At 72.2% G+C, this 18,196-nt stretch carries 14 protein-coding genes; 10 read left to right on the top strand and 4 right to left on the bottom strand.

The features are described 5' to 3' along the window. Positions 1-169: 169 nt before the first annotated feature. The 3 genes from BUE48_RS19730 to BUE48_RS19720 are packed head-to-tail and all read left to right on the top strand — an operon-like array spanning position 170 to position 4,363. On the top strand, positions 170-1,474 hold the full coding sequence (locus BUE48_RS19730) for a PucR family transcriptional regulator (protein ID WP_052305561.1): 1,305 nt from the start codon (positions 170-172) through the stop codon (positions 1,472-1,474). A 51-nt stretch (positions 1,475-1,525) separates the two neighbouring features. Further along, positions 1,526-2,893, top strand: a complete 1,368-nt coding sequence (locus tag BUE48_RS19725; RefSeq protein ID WP_286990707.1) for an MFS transporter — start codon at positions 1,526-1,528, stop codon at positions 2,891-2,893. Positions 2,894-2,926: 33 nt separating this feature from the next. Further along, positions 2,927-4,363 (top strand): pyridoxal phosphate-dependent decarboxylase family protein, encoded by a 1,437-nt coding sequence (locus tag BUE48_RS19720; RefSeq protein WP_286990706.1) that lies wholly within the window; start codon positions 2,927-2,929, stop codon positions 4,361-4,363. A 22-nt stretch (positions 4,364-4,385) separates the two neighbouring features. Here the strand turns inward: BUE48_RS19720 and BUE48_RS19715 are convergent, their stop codons facing one another. Then, on the bottom strand, positions 4,386-5,996 hold the full coding sequence (locus BUE48_RS19715; RefSeq protein ID WP_245536902.1) for a D-alanyl-D-alanine carboxypeptidase family protein: 1,611 nt from the start codon (positions 5,994-5,996) through the stop codon (positions 4,386-4,388). A gap of 1,607 nt (positions 5,997-7,603) precedes the next feature. Beyond that, positions 7,604-9,001, bottom strand: coding sequence for a cytochrome P450 (locus BUE48_RS19710; protein WP_286990705.1), 1,398 nt, complete (start codon positions 8,999-9,001; stop codon positions 7,604-7,606). 167 nt (positions 9,002-9,168) lie between these two features. Between BUE48_RS19710 and BUE48_RS19705 the strand changes: the two genes are divergently transcribed. Together BUE48_RS19705 and BUE48_RS19700 are read left to right on the top strand one after the other, a co-directional pair. Next, positions 9,169-9,915, top strand: coding sequence for a Mut7-C RNAse domain-containing protein (locus BUE48_RS19705; RefSeq protein WP_041440126.1), 747 nt, complete (start codon positions 9,169-9,171; stop codon positions 9,913-9,915). 129 nt (positions 9,916-10,044) lie between these two features. Next, complete coding sequence (locus BUE48_RS19700; RefSeq protein WP_012854270.1) at positions 10,045-10,494, top strand: nitroreductase/quinone reductase family protein; 450 nt, start codon at positions 10,045-10,047, stop codon at positions 10,492-10,494. A gap of 119 nt (positions 10,495-10,613) precedes the next feature. Here the strand turns inward: BUE48_RS19700 and argS are convergent, their stop codons facing one another. After that, positions 10,614-12,338, bottom strand: coding sequence for an arginine--tRNA ligase (gene argS / locus BUE48_RS19695; RefSeq protein WP_286990704.1), 1,725 nt, complete (start codon positions 12,336-12,338; stop codon positions 10,614-10,616). Between argS and BUE48_RS19690 the strand changes: the two genes are divergently transcribed. Both BUE48_RS19690 and BUE48_RS19685 read left to right on the top strand, forming a co-directional pair. Continuing rightward, positions 12,337-12,840 carry a hypothetical protein gene (locus BUE48_RS19690; protein WP_286990703.1) on the top strand — a complete coding sequence of 168 codons (504 nt, stop codon included), beginning with the start codon at positions 12,337-12,339 and terminating at the stop codon, positions 12,838-12,840. The genes argS and BUE48_RS19690 overlap by 2 nt on opposite strands. 268 nt (positions 12,841-13,108) lie before the next feature. Continuing rightward, positions 13,109-13,318, top strand: a complete 210-nt coding sequence (locus BUE48_RS19685; protein ID WP_286990702.1) for a hypothetical protein — start codon at positions 13,109-13,111, stop codon at positions 13,316-13,318. A gap of 723 nt (positions 13,319-14,041) precedes the next feature. Here the strand turns inward: BUE48_RS19685 and BUE48_RS19680 are convergent. Beyond that, on the bottom strand, positions 14,042-14,920 hold the full coding sequence (locus BUE48_RS19680; RefSeq protein ID WP_012854266.1) for a short-chain dehydrogenase/reductase: 879 nt from the start codon (positions 14,918-14,920) through the stop codon (positions 14,042-14,044). 74 nt (positions 14,921-14,994) lie between these two features. Between BUE48_RS19680 and BUE48_RS19675 the strand changes: the two genes are divergently transcribed. From BUE48_RS19675 to BUE48_RS19665, 3 genes are all read left to right on the top strand, one after another. Further along, on the top strand, positions 14,995-16,050 hold the full coding sequence (locus tag BUE48_RS19675) for an AraC family transcriptional regulator (protein WP_012854265.1): 1,056 nt from the start codon (positions 14,995-14,997) through the stop codon (positions 16,048-16,050). A gap of 280 nt (positions 16,051-16,330) precedes the next feature. Further along, positions 16,331-17,494: an NADH:flavin oxidoreductase gene (locus BUE48_RS19670; RefSeq protein ID WP_012854264.1), complete on the top strand. Its 1,164-nt coding sequence runs from the start codon at positions 16,331-16,333 to the stop codon at positions 17,492-17,494. A 355-nt stretch (positions 17,495-17,849) separates the two neighbouring features. Further along, entirely contained in the window at positions 17,850-18,017 is a 168-nt protein-coding gene (locus tag BUE48_RS19665) for a hypothetical protein (protein WP_012854263.1), read from the top strand. Positions 18,018-18,196: the final 179 nt, after the last annotated feature.

Below are 18,196 nucleotides of genomic sequence, written 5' to 3'. Positions count from 1 at the left end.
TGCGACAACGGGCACGATCTGTCACAGCGGCCGCGAGAACCGTTTCCGGTGGGGTTCTCGCGGCCGTTTTTGTCATCCGATTGACAAAACTCCAGGTCGATTGTGTCTTCGTTCATGAAGTGGGCTGAATCACATCGGAGTAACTTCCGTGGAACCGCGACTGCCGACCATGGAGGTACGACCGGTGAGCACCGCCGCCGCGCAACGCGACACGCTCCAGCCCTGGACGGGAGTCCCATCCGAGGTCGCCGACCTGTGCCGGCCCTACCTGGCGGAAGTGGCCGAGGAGATGATCGAGGAGATCCAGCGGGGCGTGCCCGAGTACGCCCGCCCGCTGGATGAGGACTACATGCGGATGGTGCGGCTGGCGGTGGAGGGGGCGCTGAACCAGTTCGTCGACCTGATCGGCGACGCAGAGGCCTCCTGGGAACCGGTCGCCGCCGTCTACCGGGAGATCGGCTGGGCCGAGGCCCGGGAGGGCCGCAGCCTGGACGCGCTGCAGACCGCGCTGCGGCTGGGCGCCCGGGTGGCCTGGCGGCGCCTGGCCGCCGAGGCCGAGAAACTCAACGTCAGCCGGCGCACCCTGGGCCGCCTGGCCGAGGCGATCTTCGCCTTCCTGGACGAGATCGCCGCCGCCGCCACCCAGGGCTACAACCAGGCCCGCGCCCAGGTGGCCGGGGAGCTGGAGCACCGCCGCCGCCGGCTGCTGGACCTGCTGCTGGCCGACCCGCCCGCCGCCCCGCAGGCGATCACCGACCTGGCCCGGGTGGCGCAGTGGCGGGTGCCGCAGACCATCGCCGCGGTGGCGCTGGCCGAGCGCGGCGGCGAGCGCTACGCCCACCCCTCGCTGCCGCCGGACGTGCTGGTCGATGTCAACCGGCGGGAACCCTGCCTGATCGTCCCCGACCCCGAGGGCCCCGGCCGGTACCGGATGCTGGAGGGCGGGCTGCGCGACTGGGTGGCCGCGATCGGCCCCACCGTGCCGGTGTCGGAGGCGGCCAAGTCGCTGCGCTGGGCCCGGGAGGCGCTGGCGCTGGCCCGCCGCGGGGTGCTGCCGGCCGACCGGCCGGTGCGCTGCGTGGACCACATGCCCACGCTGGTGATGTTCAAGGACGAGGAACTGATCCGCATCGTCGGCGAACGGCGGCTGGCCCCGCTGCAGAAGGTCCGGCCCCGGCACCGCGAGCGCCTGGCGCGCACCCTGCTGGCCTGCCTGCAGAGCGGGTTCAACGCCACCGAGGTGGCCGCCCGGCTGCACGTCCACCCGCAGACCGTCCGCTACCGGCTGCACCAGCTGGAGGAGCTGTTCGGGCGGCAGCTCTACGACCCCGACATCCGGCTGGAGCTGGAGATGGTGCTGCACGTGTGGCTGTTTCACACTCAAGAGGCCGACCAGCCGCCCGCCAACGTGATCTCCTTGAAGGGGACCCGCTCCGTCCCGTTCCCCCCGGCCGCCGCGGCCCATCGTCCCTGAACGGAGAAGTCCGGTGAACCCTCTGCGACGGCCGGGCCGCAGGCCCCTCCCATGAGCGCCGACACCGCCGCGATCACGGACCCGCCGCTGCCGCGCAGCCGGCTGCTGGGCTACAGCATCGGCTCGGTGGGCACCGGGGTGTTCTCCACGGTGCCCGGTCTGCTGCTGCTGTACTACCTCACCGACGTGCTGGGGGTGTCGGCGGCGATCGCCGGGGCGGCGCTGGTCCTCCCCAAGGCCTGGGATGTGATCCTCAACCCGATCGTGGGCGCCGCCAGCGACCGCGAGGCGGTGCGCACCGGGCGGCGGAGCCGGCTGCTGCTGACCGGGGCGGTCGCGCTGCCGGTGCTCTTTGCCGCCATGTTCGCGGTGCCGGGCTCCTCTCCCGCGCTGGCCGCGGCCTGGGTCATGACGGCCTTCCTGCTGGCGGCCTCGGCGTTCGCCTGCTTCCAGGTGCCCTACGTGGCGCTGCCCGCCGAGATCTCTCCCCGGCCCGACCAGCGCGCCCGGGCGATGACCTGGCGGATCGTGGCCGTCACATTCGGGATCTTGGTGGGCGGCGGGCTGGCCCCCGTCGTGGTGGAGGCGGCCGGGGGAGGCCGGGCCGGCTATGCGCTGATGGGCGTGCTGGTCGGGCTGGTGATGGCCGTCGTGATGCTCACCTCCGTCCGCGCCACCCGGTGGATCCCCTCCCGGAGCGGGCCCCGGCCGCTGGGCCTGGTCGCCGCGCTGCGCACCGCCTGGGGCAACCGGCCGTTCTTCGCGCTGCTCGGCTCGGCCATCCTCCAGTTCCTGGCGGTCGCCGTCATGCTCGCCGGCGCCCCGTACGCGGCCACCTACCTGCTCGACGACTACGGGCTGACCTCGGCGATGTTCGTCTGCCTGGTCGCCCCCAGCGCACCGGCCGTCCCGGTGTGGAACCGGCTGGCCGCCCGCTACGGCTACGTCCGCTGCTATGCCGTCGCGGCCGCGGCGTACGCGGCGGGCGCCGCCGCCCTGTACCCGGCGCTGCGGGCCGGCTCGATCCCGGCGGTGCTGGCGCTGGCCGGGCTGCTGGGGATCTGCTACGCCGCCCTCCAGCTGCTGTCGTTCTCGCTGGTGCCGGAATCGGTGCACGCCGACAGCGACCGCACCGGGCACGCCCAGGCCGGGGCGTTCACCGGAGTGTGGACCGCCGCGGAGACCGCCGCGATGGCCGCCGGACCCGGGGTGTTCGCGCTGGTGCTGGCGCTCAGCTCCTACCGGGCCTCCGACTTCGACGAACCCGTCGTCCAGCCGGACAGCGCCCTGACCGGCCTGGCGGTGGGCTTCACCTGGCTGCCCGCCGCGCTGATGCTGGTCAGCCTCCCCCTGCTGCTGGCCTACCGGAACCTGGCCGCCCGCCGGTACCGTGCCCATGCCGGGCGGCGGACCCGCTGACCCGCGCGGAGAAGGTGCACGGAGGAACGACCCATGCTGCCGGAAACCGGCCGCCCGGCCGACGACATCCTCGCCGAGCTGGCCCGCCTGAAGGAAACCGACCTGCCCGTCCGGGGCGGCAAGGTCACCGCCTACGTCTACGACACCGGGCGGCCGCAGGTGCACGAGCTGGCGGCCCGCGCCTACCTGGAGATGCTGGAGGTCAACGGCCTGGACCCCACCGCCTTCCCCAGCATCGTGGCCCTGGAGCGCCAGGTGATCGCCGCGGTGGCCGGGCGGCTCGGCGGCGGCGCGGCCACGCCGGGCATCTTCACCAGCGGCGGCACCGAGTCGATCATGCTGGCGGTCAAGGCGGCCCGCGACGCCCGCCCGGCCGGCGGCGCACGCCCCCAGCTGGTGGCGCCGGTCACCGCCCACCCCGCCTTCCACAAGGCCGCCCACTACCTGGGCCTGGAAGTGGTGGGCGTCCCGGTGGACCCGGTGACCTTCCGCGCCGACCCGGCGGCCATGGCCGAGGCGATCACCGACCGCACGGCGCTGGTCGTCGCCTCCGCCCCGTCCTACCCGCAAGGAGTGATCGACCCGGTCCCCGAGATCGCCGCCGCGGCCTCCGCGCGGGGCGTGCCGTGCCATGTGGACGCCTGTGTCGGCGGCTGGCTGCTGCCGTGGCTGCGGGAGGCGGGCGCGGACGTCCCGCCGTTCGACCTGTCGGTGCCCGGCGTCACCTCCCTGTCCTGCGACCTGCACAAGTACGGGTACGCGCCCAAGGGCGCCTCGGTGCTGCTGTTCGCCGACGAGGCGATGCGCCGCCGCGCCTACTTCGCCTCGGCCGAATGGCCCGGCTACACCGTCATCAACTCCACCGTGCAAAGCAGCAAGGGCGCCGGGCCGCTGGCCGGGGCCTGGGCCACGCTGCAGGCCCTCGGCGCGGCCGGCTACCGGGAGCTGGCCAAGGCCGCGCTGCGGGCCGCCCGGCGGGTGATCGACGGGGTGGCGCGCATCCCCGGGCTGCGGGTGCTGGGCTCACCGGACGCCGCGCTGGTGGCCATCGCCGCCGACCCGCCGCTGGATGTGTTCGTGCTGGCGGATCAGGCCCGCCGCCGCGGCTGGTTCCTGCAGCCGCAGCTGTCGTATGCCGGCATTCCCGCCAACATTCACCTGACCTTGACCGGGGTCAGCCTCGCCGGGGTGGACGAGCTGCTGAAGGTGCTGGCCGAGTCGGCGCAGGCCGCCCGCGCCGCCGGCCCGCCCCAGGTGCCGGACGGGCTGGTGGAGGCGCTGCGCTCGCTCGACCTGGACGCCGTCGACGACGCCGGCTTCGCCGAGCTGCTGGCCTCCGTGGGGGTCTCGCTCGACGGCGGCGCCCAGCCCGACATGGCGGTGGTCAACACCGTGCTGGACGCCCTGCCGCCCAGCACCCGCGAGGCGCTGCTGGTGCGGTTTCTGTCCGTGCTCTACCGCGACATCTGACCCGGCGCGCCCGGCCTGCGGGTCACTTCAGCCGGGTCAGCCGGGTGAGCAGGCCGGGTCCGTTCAGATCCTGCGCCAGCTCCAGGGGGAAGCGCAGCGGCTCGGCGCCGTCGTTGCCGACCAGCACCGCGCCGACCTGCCGGCCCTGGGAGCCCTGCTTGGGCGGCGTGCCGTCGACGTCCAGACGCACCGTCAGACCGGGCCAGCCGACCACGGTGATCGGCCGGGCGGCGGCCAGCGGGGTCCGCCCGCCCAGCCCGTCGTCGATCTCGGCGGCCGGCTGCCCGGCCTCCACCAAGGTGGCGGAGGTCAGCGCGTTCTGCGCGGCGGCCACCAGGTGCCGCGCGACGACCATCGCGTCCAGGGCGCTGCCGGCCCGGCCGTGCTGGCCCATCACCGCACCGATCATCAAGGTGTCCACCCCGGCCACCTGCCTGCGGGCGGCGAAGACGAAGTTGCCGCCGGCCGCGTCGGTGTAGCCGGTCTTGCCGCCCACGATCCCGTAGTTGCCGAGCAGCACATTGCCCGCCGGGCGCACCGGCCCGCCGTCTTCGGGGTCATAGACGCGCTCGGCCACGATCTCGGCGAAGGCCGGTATCCGCATCGCCGCCCGCAGCAGCTTCACCTGGTCGGCGGCGGTGCTCACGGTGCCGGAGTCATAGCCGCTGGGGTCGGTGTAGCGGGTGTTGTGCATGCCCAGCTCTTTGGCGGTGGCGTTCATCTTGGCGACGAACGCCGAGATGCTGCCGGAATCCCAGCGGGCCAGCTCGTGCGCGATGTTGTTGGCCGACACCACCATCAGCGCTTCCAGCGCCTTGCGTTCGGTGAAACGCTGCCCGGCCCGCACGTCCACGTGCGACTCGCCGCGCTTTTTGCGGAAGGGCAGCCGGGCCGCCTCCTCGGCGGAGATGGTGAAGGTCGGGCCGTCCTCGCCGGGCTCCAGCGGGTGGTTCTTCAAGAACACATAGGCCGTCATCACCTTGGCCACGCTGGCCGTGGGGATCGGCCGCTGGTCCTGGGTGGCGCCCATCGTGCCGATGCCCTCCACATCGAGCACGGCCTGCCCGGACCGCGGCAGCGGCAGCACCGGCGCACTGCCCTGGAAGGTGTGCGAGGACGGCAGCGTCAGCCGCAGCGTCGGCTCCGGCAGCGGCCTGACGAACTGCACGGTGACGGCCGCCACCAGCAGCACCGCCAGCACGGCCGCCGTGATCAGCGCCCGGCGCCGCCCCTTGCCGGGCCGCTCGGGCTCGGGCGCCGGCCGCGGGCTCTCCGGCGGCACCCGGTCCGGGGCGGTCCGCTCCGCCTCCTGCGGGCCTGCCTCCGCGGCGGCGGGCTTCTCCCAGGGCGGGGCCACCGGGACGAGGGCTCCCGACTGCGGCGCGGGCGTCTCCGCCGAATGCGCCCGGGACCGGCGGTCGTCCGGCGGGGACGTCCGCGGCTCGGCGAGAGCCTGCGGCGGGCCGGCCGGCTCCGAGGGCCGCTCCTCCCGGTAGGGCCGGAACTCAGGAACCGTCCACCGGTCGTCGTCGGCCAGCGGCGGCGCGAACCGCCGCGACGGCAGCAGCGCCCGCGTGGGCGCCGCACCGCCCGGATCCGTCCGGTCCCGCTCCGCGGCCGGTTCTTCCGGCACGGGCCTGCCGGGAGCCGTACCGGTGCGCGGGGCGGCGGGCGCCTGCGCGCGAGGCTCATCCGAAGGACGGGACTCGGGTGAAACCGCTGTGGAAGGCGCGGCTTCAGCGCGCGAGTCAGACGACGATCGCGTGCGAGGTCCGGCCGAGGGCGCGGGGCCGCGCGAAACCGTTCCGGAGAAGTCGTCCTCGGTGTGCGGTCCGGCCGGCGCCTGTGCGCGAGGCCGGGCCGGGGATGTGGGTTGGGGCGGGGCCGTGTCGGAGAGGTCCTCCTCGGTGCGCGGCTCGGCCGACGCTTGTGCGCGAGGTCGGGCCGAGGGCGTGAATTCACCCGAAGCCGTCCTGGGAAGGCCGCCTTCGGTGTACGGCTCGGCCTCCGTTTGCACGCGGGGTTCGGTCGGGGCCGTGTCGGAGCGGTCGTCCTCGGTGTGCGGCTCGGCCTCCGTTTGCACGCGGGGTTCGGCCGGGGGAGTGGGCTCGATGTGCGGCTCGGCCGGTGCCTGTGCGCGAGGTTGAGCCGAGGGCGTGAATTCACCCGAAGCCGTCCTGGAAGGACCGCTGTCTGTGTGCGGCTCGGCCAGGGACGTAGGTTCCGGTGAGGTCGTGTCGGAGGGGTCGTCCTCGGTGCGCGGCCCGATCGGTGCTTGGGCGCCAGGTTCGGCTGAGACCGTTCCAGAAGGCGCGGCTTCGGTGCGCGGGGCGGCCGATGTCCCGGGCGAGGGCGGCGTCGGCTCCGTGCGGGTGCCGGCCGGGGCCTCGTTTTCGGAGACGTCGGGCTTGCGGGGACGTTCGGGTTCGGAGGCCGTGGCCTCGGGCGAGGGCGACTGCGGGACGTCGGCGTACCACTGGCGGGCCGACTCGGGCATCTCCCGCTCGCCGGTCTGCTCGGCCTTCCGCTCCGGTGCGGCCTCGGCGTCCCGGTCGGATGCCCCGGCCTGTGGCGCCTCGCCGGAGGAGACCGGCTCGTCCGGTTCCGCCTCGTCGTCGGCGGGCTCGTCCTGGGACGCGGCGGCCTGCTCCTCGCCGTCCTCTCCTTCGGCGGCGCCGGACGGCTCATCCGGCCGCTCGTCCTGCGGATCCTCTGCGTCGGGTCGCTCGTCCGGGGCGTCGCCCTGCGATTCGGCGTCGGCCGTCGCGGAGGGGGCCGGCTCCCTCCGGACGGGCGCCCACGAACCGTCCAAGGCGGCGGAGGGTTCGCTCTCCTCCGGTGACTTCTGCGAGCCCTCCCGGTCGGCCTCGTCCTGCTCGGAACCCTCCGCACCAGCGGCCTCCGCCTCGGCGTTCAGGGTTTCGGCGGGCGTCGCGGAGGAAGAAGCGCCGGGACCGTCCTCGTCACGGCGGACCGTCCACCGGCCCGCGGCGTTGGTCGGAGGGGACGCCGGCTCTTCATCCTCGGAGAGCACGCCCTGCTCCGGACGGTTAGGGGAACCCGACACTGCGTGACCTCCTGCTCGCCGACGAAAACGCGTCGGCGACCCCCGGTGACCTCGAAAAGCCTGCGAACTGTACCGGTAAGACGATACTTCGCCGGGTCGGGTCGCCGTGGGGCGGATCACCAAGGACGTCCCAGGAACATGAGGTTCTTTCCCCAACCTCCCGGGACGTCCGGTCAAGAACGCTGCCGCAGCAGGGCACGCACCAGTCTGGAGAGGGCGGAACGGGAGGCGGTCTGCTCGGTGGACTCCTCGGATGTCGCCGGTTCCTCCGATGCCGCACCGGCCGGGGCGGGAGCGCGCTCTGCGGCCTGGCCCAGCCGGAACCGCACCGGCAGCGCCCGCAGCCCCCGGATGGTCGGAGAGGACCGCCAGGGCAGCTGGTCGGCCGGCAGCGCCAGCTCCAGCGCGGCCATCTGCTCGAACAGGCGTTCCACGGCGATGCTCACCAGCGTGGTGGCCAGCTCATCGCCCAGGCACCGGTGGGGTCCGGCCCCCCACGCCAGGTGCGCGCGGGAGCTGTGCACCGAGGACGGGTCGAGCGCGGCGGCGAAACGCGGGTCGGCGTGGGCGGCGGCCACCGACGGCATCACCGGGTCGCCGGCGGCGATGTGGGCGCCGCCCAGCACGGTGTCGGCGGTGGCGAACCGGAAGGACAGGTTGGCGCTCGGCGGGGCGATCATGGCCGCCCGGTTGATCGTCTCACGGACCAGCCCGGCCGCCAGGCTGGCGCGCGCCCCGGGGTCGCCGGTGAGCACCTCCACCACGGTGTTGCAGATCAGCGAGGTGGCGATGTCGCCGACCAGGCCCAGCAGCAGGCCGATCTCGCCGATCAGCTGCTCGTCGGTGAGGTCGGGCCGGGCGGCCAGCATGTGGGAGGGCAGGTCGTCGCCGGGCCGGCGGCGCTTGAGCGCGACGACCTCGGCGAGCGCGGCCATCAGCCGGAGCGTGGCCTCCGGGGCGTCGGGGCCGGCGTCCACCACCCGCCAGATGTCCATGAGCGCCTCATCGGTGCCGAAGCCGATCAGCCGGTTGCACACCATGAGCATCAGCGGGCGGGCGTACTGGGCCGACAGGTCGGCCCAGCCGCTCGTCCCGCCCTCGGCCATCAGCGAGATCAGCTCGTCGGCGTACTGGCGCACGTCCTTTTCCAGCCGCAGGGCCTGTGGCTGCGTGCGGTCCTGGAACGGGCGCAGCGCCTTCGACCACATCTCGCGCAGTTCGGTGTGCGCCTTGCCCTCCTGAAAGGCGATGTAGGTGCCCTGGTAGCTGGGCAGCAGCGGCCAGTCCGCGGGGATCCTGCCCTCCCGGTGGTCCCGCCAGTCCTCCAGCCGTTTGCTCCACAACCCGTGGTCGTTGCGGAGCACCTCCAGCACCTCGGCGTATCCGAGGACGAGCCAGACCGGGACGCCCAGCAGATCGACCGGGGCCACCGGCCCGTACTTGCTGCGCAGCCGCTCGTACACCGCGGCCGGGCGGGCGTCGAAGTCACGGGTCAGCAGGGGTTCGGCCGGGGCCGATTTGAGGGATCGGAGCGCGGGGGTGGGCTGGGCGGCGCGGCTTTGGGGATCCATGGTTTCTCTCGATCGTCGGCTTTGGCTCACCGGCACGGCCGCCGAGGGAACGGCGGTCGGCGGCCCTGCCCGTAGCCGAAGACTTTAGAGAACGCGGGCCGGACATATCCGAGAAAGGGTTTTCGCCGTGCCACGGAGAGTCGCGCCGCACGTGACAAGCTTGCGGTGTGGACGACTCGGGCGTGCTGTTGCGGTTCGACCCCTTGCTGAGACTGTTCCTGCCCGCCTCCCGCCGGGACGGACCCCAGCGGGTGCCCCTGGATGGGACCTCCACGCTCGGTCACCTGGTGGAGTCGCTGGGCGTGCCGCTGCCGGAGGTCGGGGCGATGACGGTCGGCGGTGTCCCGGTCGACCCGTCCTACCAGCCTTCTCCCGGGGATGCGGTGGATGTGGCGGCGATGCCGCGCCCGCAGCCGGTGCCGTTGGAGCCGGGCTGCAGCGCTCCGCGCTTCCTGCTGGACGTCCACCTGGGCACGCTGGCCCGGCGGATGCGGCTGCTCGGCCTGGACACCGCCTACCACAACGACATGGACGACCCCGCGCTGGTGGAGCAGGCCAACCGGGAACGGCGCGTCCTGCTGACCCAGGACCGCGGGCTGCTGCGGCGCCGCAAGCTGTGGCTGGGCGCCTACGTGCGCGGCTCCCGGCCGGACGACCAGCTGCGCGATGTGCTGGAGCGCTTCGCGCCGCCGCTGCGCCCCTGGACGCGCTGCACGGCCTGCAACGGTGAGCTGGCCCCGGTCGACAAGGCCGACGTCGAGGCGGAGCTGGAGGACGGCACCCGGCGCACCTATGACGTGTACGGCCGGTGCGCCGGCTGCGGCCGGATCTACTGGCGCGGCGCGCACGGCGCGCACCTGGAGCGGATCGTGCGTTCCGCTCTCGCCACGGTCGCCTCCATCCGCGCCGGCTGACCGGCGTTCCAGCAGCCTGGGTTTGAACAGGGCTCTCAATAGAGAGCAGTGCTCTTGACCTGTGCGGACATCATGGAGTTCAATGCTCTTAAGAGAGAGCACTGCTCACATAACGATCCGGGAGTTCTCATGACTGACACCGCCCTCCGCTACGTCGAGGCCGGACGGCTCGCCGCCGTCCCCAACGCCATCGTCCGCTGGCTGGCCGAGCACGGTGTCAGCCTGTTCGGCACCCGTGTGCTGTATGTGCGGGGCCGCAAGAGCGGGCGGCGGCGCTCCACCGTCGTCAACCTGCTCACCATGGACGGCGAGCGCTACCTGGTCTGCCCGCGCGGCAACAGCCAGTGGGTCCGCAACCTGCGGGCCGCCGAAGGCCGCGGCGAACTGGGCCTGGGCCGCCGGGTCGAGCCCTTTGCCGCCGTCGAGATCCCCGACGCCGACAAGCCCGCGATCCTGCGCGCCTACCTCAAGCGCTGGAAATGGCAGGTGGCCGCCCTCTTCGAAGGCGTCGGCCCCGACTCCTCCGACGAGGAACTGCTGCGCGTCGCCCCCGGCTACCCGGTCTTCCGCCTCACCTGAGGCACCGCATTCGCCAGAGGAACCGCCTGCCCCTGCCCGACGCGGCCTGTGCCGCTTCCCGGCGTTCCGCCCCGTGCGAAAACAGAGACGGCCACCGCCGTCAGGGCGGTGGCCGCCGGTCACATCTGGTCGGGGGACTCGATCCCCAGCAGGTTCAACCCACGCTCCAGCGTCCGGGCCGTCAGATCGCACAGCACCAGCCGGCTGGTGCGCACCTCGCCCTCGGCCTGCAGCACCGGGCAGTTCTCATAGAACGAGGTGAACGCGGTGGCCAGCCCGTACAGGTACTGGGCCAGGCGGTGGAACTCCAGGTTCTGGGCGACCTGGTTGATCAACCCTTCGAAGGCCAGCAGCTGCAGCGCCAGCGCCCGCTCGGCGGGCTCGGCGATGAGCACCCTCTCCACATCGCGAGGCGGCTCGATGTTCCCCTTGCGGAAGATCGAGCAGATCCGGGCCCGGGCGTACTGCAGGTACGGCGCGGTGTTGCCGTCGAACGACAGCATCCGGTCGTAGTCGAACACATAGTCCTTGACCCGGTCGGTGGACAGGTCGGCGTACTTGACCGCGCCGATGCCCACCGCCCGCGCCACCGCCGCCCGGGCGTCCTCGTCCAGCTCCGGGTTCTTCTCGGCGATGATCGCGCTCGCCCGGGACACCGCCTCGTTCAGCAGATCCATCAGCTTGACCGAGGCGCCCGCCCGGGTCCGCAGGATCTTGCCGTCGCTGCCCAGCACCGACCCGAAGCCGATGTGCTCGGCCCGCACCGGGTCGGTCAGCCAGCCGGCCTCCCGCGCCGTCTGGAACACCATGCCCAGGTGCAGCTGCTGCGGCAGGCCCACCACGTACAGCAGCCGGGTGGCGTGCAGCTTGCGCACCCGGTGCCGGATGGTGGCCAGGTCGGTGGCGGCATAGCCGAAACCGCCGTCGGACTTGCGCACGATCAGCGGCAGCGGCTTGCCGTCGCGTCCGGTGAACCCGGCGGGGAAGACGCACTTGGCGCCCTCGCTTTCGCGCAGCAGCCCCAGCTCCGCCAGCTCCTCGACCACCGACTCCAGCTGGTCGTTGTAGTAGCTCTCGCCGAAGAAGTCGTCGGGGCCGAGCGTGGCGCCCAGCCGGTCGTAGACCGCCAGGAAGTACTTCTGCGACTCGGTGATCAGCATCCGCCACAGCCGCAGCGTGGCCTCATCGCCGCTCTGCAGCAGCACCACCCGCTTGCGGGAGCGTTCCTGGAAGGCGGGGTCGGCGTCGAACTTGCGCCGCGCCGCCTGGTAGAAGGTGTTGAGGTCGCCGACCGACAGCTCGTGGGCGGCCTCGGCCTCGCCGATGTCGAGCAGGTGCTCCACCAGCATGCCGAACGGGGTGCCCCAGTCGCCCAGATGGTTCTGCCGGATGACGGTGTGCCCCAGCCACTCCAGCAGCCGCACCGCCGCGTCCCCGATGATGGTCGAGCGCAGGTGCCCGACGTGCATCTCCTTGGCCGCGTTGGGCGCCGAGTAGTCGACCGTGATGGTCTCGGCGACCTCGGCCCGGGCCACCCCCAGCCGCTCGTCCCCGGCGACCTCGGCCAGCAGCCGCCCCAGCGCCCCGTTGTCGAGGGTCAAATTGATGAACCCCGGCCCGGAGATCTCCACCTTGGCGCACAGGTCGTCCAGTTCGGCCCGCTCGACCACGCGGGCGGCGATGTCCCTGGGGTTGCCGCCGAGTCGGCGCACGAGAGCCAGTGCCGCGTCGGACTGGTAGTCCGCATGCTGGGAACGGCGGATCGCGGGATCCACCGGGTCACCGGCCACCGCCTCGAACGCCGGCGCAAGCCGCCGGCGGAGCAACTCCTCCACATCTGCCATGGTCAAAAACTATCCGACCGCGATGGTGCTGTCCAATCGGCTTATTCCCGCCGCTCTTCATTTATCCAGCGCCGCCATGCGGAGAAGGTGGCGATGGGTTTTGCCTTGTGCTCGAGGAGGTCGGTCGGCGTGTTCGTTCGATATTGCTGAAGCCTTGGGCTCCTTATTTCCGGGCCGGCGTCTCCTGCCGGCGCTGGGCGGGACGCGCCACGTCGGTCTTGGGATTCTCAGGCTCCGGATCGACTGGTGCCGCGTGCTGAGCGGTGCGCCTGGGGGCCGGCAGCCTGGCGACCTCGGCGCAGGACGTGTGTTGTTCTCGGGGCAACCGGCGATCATTGTGTCGGGTTCGATCAAGCCGTTCTGTCATTTTGGATTGATGTCCGAAATTTTTGAAGTGCGCTTTGATCCTTCTTTTAGGGGAGATCTGGTCTTGTGGAATGTTGAAGGTGAAAAATTTTGTTGGGTATGTGGAGGTTGTCGAAGAGAGAGTTGTCGTCCATGAACTCGATGCGAACCACGGTGGCTCTTGGTGTAGATCCTTGCAAGATTCTGCGACGGTTCCGTCCTGGAAGACGGTGTTGAACCTCGAATGCAGGACGCATACAGAAAAGCCTCGCGTATGGCATGAGGAGGCCGCAGAAGAATTTGCCCGCCTGTCCTCATGACCGCACCTGGGAAGGAGAGCGGAATCGCATTCCGCTGGAAGACGACCCGGTGTGGCGGAACAGGGCACACCGCTTCGCCGCGCGTGGGTGGGACGGGACGTCGCTGTGACGATCGGGACGCGGGGCGAGTGGTTCACGGGGGAGGCGAGGACGGCCGTGGTGCCGCTTCCCCACCTGACCCATCACTTCCCCGCCGTGGCGGACATCGAGGGGTTCAGCGGAGTCGACACGTTGGACCGGGTGATCCGGCAGGACCAGCCGTGCGACGTGTTGGAAGACGTGCTGGAACAGGCCGCGCGCCGCGAGCCCGGCTGAACCACGGGCTCTGCACATCCAAATCAACCGGGACGGAGAAGCAGGCGGTGCCGCCCGGGAACATCGATGGTTCACAGCTGGTCGCCGGCTATCCCGAAAACCGGACGCGGCACTGGCGGAGGCCAACGCCGAGGCGGGTGAGGGCCCTCGCCTGCGGATCCGGGTGGCGCCGCATCACGGGGCCGTCGTGGCGAGCGGTCACGGCCCCCGTGGGACCGGCGTTCATCGAGGTCTGCCGCCTGCGGAACCTCAAGGCGCTGTGCCGGGAAGCGAGACGGCCTAACGAGGGCCTCGTCCTGGCCGCGCCCTCCGCTCTCTACCGCGATGTGCTGGAAAGCCGTTTCCAGGACTTGGACCCCGAAGACTTCTTCTTCGTCCCCGAAGAGGCCAAAGGACGGGCGTTTCCCGGCCATATCCACTGGGGCGGCGGTTCCCCGCGCCGCAGGGCCGGTCGGGAACTCATCCGTTTGCGGAGCACACCGAGGACGCCCCGCCTTGGCCGCCGGCGTTTCGGCAAGCGCACCTCCGCCGGTGGCCGCTTGCGGCCGCCCCGAAGCTGTGCCCGGTCGCCCTTGACCGGCCGGTGAGCGGACATAGATCGCACACGCCCGCCTACCGGGAACATTACGGCGATCTCCCAAGGCCAGACCGCACATCACGAACGCCGGACAACGCACCATGCCCGCCCCGACCATCATGTCCAGCCGGGGCCGGGCCGCGGGATCACGGACGTCCCGCCGAAGTGCGCTCCGGGAACGGAAGGCCCGAGTCGTGGATGAGCCTGGCCAAAGGCGGGAAGCGGGCCGCGAGGGGTTCCAGCATGGCGAACTGGGCGCGGCCCGCCAGCAGCGCGGGGACCCACCAGGGGGCGTAGACGGTCCTGGCCCGCCGTTCGATGCCGGACACCATCGCGGCACCGGCCCGGCGGGGGGAGATCGGAGCACCGATCACCTTGGGCATCTTCTGCAGGCCCTCGCCCAGGGCCGAGCGGGCGCTGATCAGGCCGCGCACCAGGCCGGTGTCGACGGCGCCGAAGTAGGCGATGCCGACCGTGGTGCCGGTGTGGGCCAGCTCGATCCGCAGGGCCCGGCCGAACATCTCCACCGCGGCCTTGGACGCCCCGTACACCCCGACGGTCGGGGTGGGCATCGCCGCGGCGATCGAGGAGGTCATCAGGATGTGGCCGCGGCGTTCGGTGACATAGGGCAGGGCGGCGCGGACGGTGCGCCACACGCCCAGGAAGTTGACCTCCACCACCCGTTCGAACTCGGCCGGCTCGATGGTGGCGATGGTGGCCATCGGGCCGCTGATGCCGGCGTTGGCGACCACCACGTCGATGCCGCCGAAACGCTCGGCCGTCTGCGCCATGACCGCCTCCAGGGCGGCGCTGTCGGTCACGTCCACCGCGAAGGGCGCCGCGTGCGGGCCGAGCTCGTCGGCCAGCGCCCGCACCGCCTCCTCCTGGCGGTCCAGCAACGCCACCTGCGCGCCCCGCTCGACCAGCAGTCGCGCGGTCTGCCCGCCGATGCCCCCGGCGGCCCCGGTGAGCACGACGGTCCGGCCGTTGAGCGGGCTGGGGCGGCGCGTCCACAAAGTCCTCATGGACGCAGAAGGTAGGCGGGCTCCCGGGGGAGGGGTAATGGCGGCAGCGGACAGGTCGTTGATATTTTCGGACAATGCCGCGCCCTGCGCAGACACCCTCCTCTCCCTGGCGGGTGCGTCGCAGCCCCGCCGCCGCGGCGATCTTGGTGCAGCTGGGCCGGGAGCATGGGCTGAGCGCGTCCGACTGCCTGGCCGGCACCGGGCTGACACCGCGCGACCTGGACGATTCGTCCGCCCAGATCGAGGCGGAACAGGAGCTGACCATCGCCCGCAACCTGCTGACGGCGCTCGGTCACCGGCCGGGGCTGGGCTGCGCGGCGGGCCGGCGGCACACCCTGGGCACCACCGGCACCCTGGGGTTCGCGCTGATCGCCAGCGCGACCCTGCGCGAGGGCATCGAGGTGGCGCTGCGGTACGCGGCGCTGAGCCCCACCTTCCTGCGCCCGCGCCTGGAGGAGGACGGCCGGTGGGCGCGCATCTGGCTGGACGACACCCATCTCCCCGACGACCTGCGCACTTTCCTGCTGGAACGCGACCTGGCGGCGATCGGGGGGCTGCTGCCGGTGCTGTTCGGCGAGCACGGCCCGGCCCGCTTGGCGGTGCTGGACGTGCGGCTGCGTCCCGGGCCTCACCTGGCGCAGGCGCTGCCCGGGGTGCGGATCCGCTACTGCAGGCCGCGCAACGTGCTGACGTTCCCCAGCCGGCTGCTGCAGGAGCCGCTGCCGTCCGCCGACCCGCAGATCGCGCGGCTGAGCGAGAGCCAGTGCCGCGATCTGCTGCACCGGCGGCTGGGGCCGGACGGCACGGTGGCCGCCGTGCGGGACCGGCTGCGCCGCCGGACGCGGCGTCCGCCGAGCATGGCGGAGGTGGCCGCCGAGCTGAACATCACCACCCGGACGCTGCACCGCCGCCTGGAGCGCGCCGGCACGTCCTTTCGGGCGCTCGCCGACGAGGCGCGCCAGGAACTGGCCGTCGAACTGCTCACCACCACCGCGCTGACGGTGGGGGAGATCGCCCGCCGCCTGGGCTACTCGGAGACCGCCGCCTTCACCCACGCCTTCACCCGCCGGCACGGCGTCCCGCCCAGCCGCTACCGCAAGGACGCCGCCGAACGAGACAAAGCGCGTTGAACCTCCCGGCCCCTCCTCACAGATCGCATGCGGGCGGATCACGGTCGGGGACGACGCCGCGCGAGATTCTTGTGCGCCGTTTCCGCAGGTCGCAGCGGTGGGCGGGACGCGGCGGAAAAAGGGGCGCCGCCGCGTCCGGAGCGCAGGGCCCGCCCGGTGAGAGGGCTCATTGACCCTCACGGGGCCGTTGTGCTCGACTTGGAGCCCCGGTGATCAACTTCCCGTGTGCGACGGCCTCGGCGGCCGCCGGAACTGCACTGTCCTGCCGGAGGAGCCATCCATGCCCGAGATCTTCGAACCGGCCAAGCTGGGTCCGCTGACGTTGCGCAACCGCATCATCAAGGCCGCCACCTTCGAGGGGCGCACCCCCGATGCGCTGGTCTCCGACGATCTGATCGAATTCCACCGCGCGGTGGCCGCCGGAGGCGCCGCGATGACCACCGTCGCCTACTGCGCCGTCGCCCCCGAGGGCCGCACCGAGCGGCGGCAGATCTACATGCGTCCGGAGGCGGCGCCCGGGCTGGCGAAGCTGGCCGAGGCCGTGCACGCCGAGGGCGCCGCGATCTCGGCGCAGATCGGGCACGCCGGGCCGGTGGCCGACGCCCGTTCCAACGGCGCCCCCGCGCTGGCGGCCTCCCGCCGGCTGTCCCCGCTGACCGGGCGTTTCATCCAGCAGGCCACCGAAGACGACATCGCCCGGATCACCGCCGCGCACGCCGACGCCGCCGAGCTGGCCGCCGACAGCGGCTTCGACGCCGTCGAACTGCACTTCGGCCACAACTACCTGGTCAGCTCCTTCCTCAGCCCCAAGCTGAACAAGCGGCGCGACGGCTGGGGCGGCTCCGTGGCGAACCGCGCCAAGATCGCCCGGCGGATCGCCGAGGCGGTGCGCACCCGGGTCGGCGACCGCATCGCCGTCACCGCCAAGCTCAACATGGAGGACGGGGTGCGCGGCGGGCTGACCATCGACGACAGCCTGCAGGTGGCCCGGCTGCTGGAGTCCGACGGGCACCTGGACGCCCTGCAGCTCACCGCGGGCAGCTCGCTGCTCAACCCGATGTACCTGTTCCGCGGGGAGGCCCCGGTCAAGGAGTTCGCCGACGCCTTCCCCCAGCCGCTGCGGACCGGGCTGCGGCTGTTCGGGCGTTTCTTCCTGCACAGCTACCCGTATCAGCCCGGCTACCTGCAGGAGTCGGCCAAGCTGTTCCGCCGGGAGCTGTCGATGCCGCTGATCCTGCTCGGCGGGATCACCGACTATGCGGCGATGAGCCGGGCGATGGACGACGGGTTCGATTTCGTCGCCATGGGACGGGCCCTGCTGATGGAACCCGACCTGGTGAAGCGGATCGAGCAGGACAAGAGCACGGTTTCGCAGTGCATCCACTGCAACCGGTGCATGCCCACCATTTACCGGCGCACGCGCTGTGTGCTGGTGGAGTCCTGAACGACCTGCGGCTCATGCGTGGCGGCGCGGGGGCTTTTCGGTGACGCGGGGTGCTCGCCCGCGCCGCGCCGCCGTTGACCGGGACGGCGGCGTGCCCCGCTGAGCTCGGTGGACGTCCGCGTGTCTGCCGGCGGGACGGGCGGCCTTGCCGGTGAGGCCGCTTTGCCGCGGGCTCGCCGGACGGGCCGGGCCCGCGGTCCTGGCTCCGTGGTCGGGGGCCGTAGGGCGTCCCCTGAAGCGGGAGGGGATTTTTCGACTCCCGTTTTGCTCTGCCGGTGTGGCGTCGTTGCTCGCGACCAGGCGATTAATTACTCTTCGCATCCTGAATATCGCTCAGTGTTATGGGGGTGCGGTAATGGACGTCGCCGAGCGGCCCGACTGGGCCAAGAAGCCGCTGTGGCAGCTGACCCCGGAGGAGCTCACCGAGGCGCTGGCCTACGTCGAAGAGCACGAGCCTTCTGACGAGGCGCTCAGCCGCGCCCTGGCCGTCCAGCTCGCCGAGCTCACCGTCGGGGTGCACTGAACCTTTTTCAGCGCGCCGTCTCCCCAGGCCGAGACGGGCACGTCGCAGCCGGGACGATGCTGTGACCTGGGGCGTTGCGGCAGCCGGCACCGGCGAGGCTCCCCTCCCGGCTCCTTGGGCCACGTGTTTGGAGAAGGTTCGCCGAAACCTTTCCCGGCACGCCGTTTCCGCAGGTCGCG

The sequence above is a fragment of the Thermomonospora sp. CIF 1 genome (assembly GCF_001896795.1).
GTDB lineage: Bacteria > Actinomycetota > Actinomycetes > Streptosporangiales > Streptosporangiaceae > Thermomonospora > Thermomonospora curvata.
This window is presented reverse-complemented; position numbering and strand designations above follow the sequence as displayed.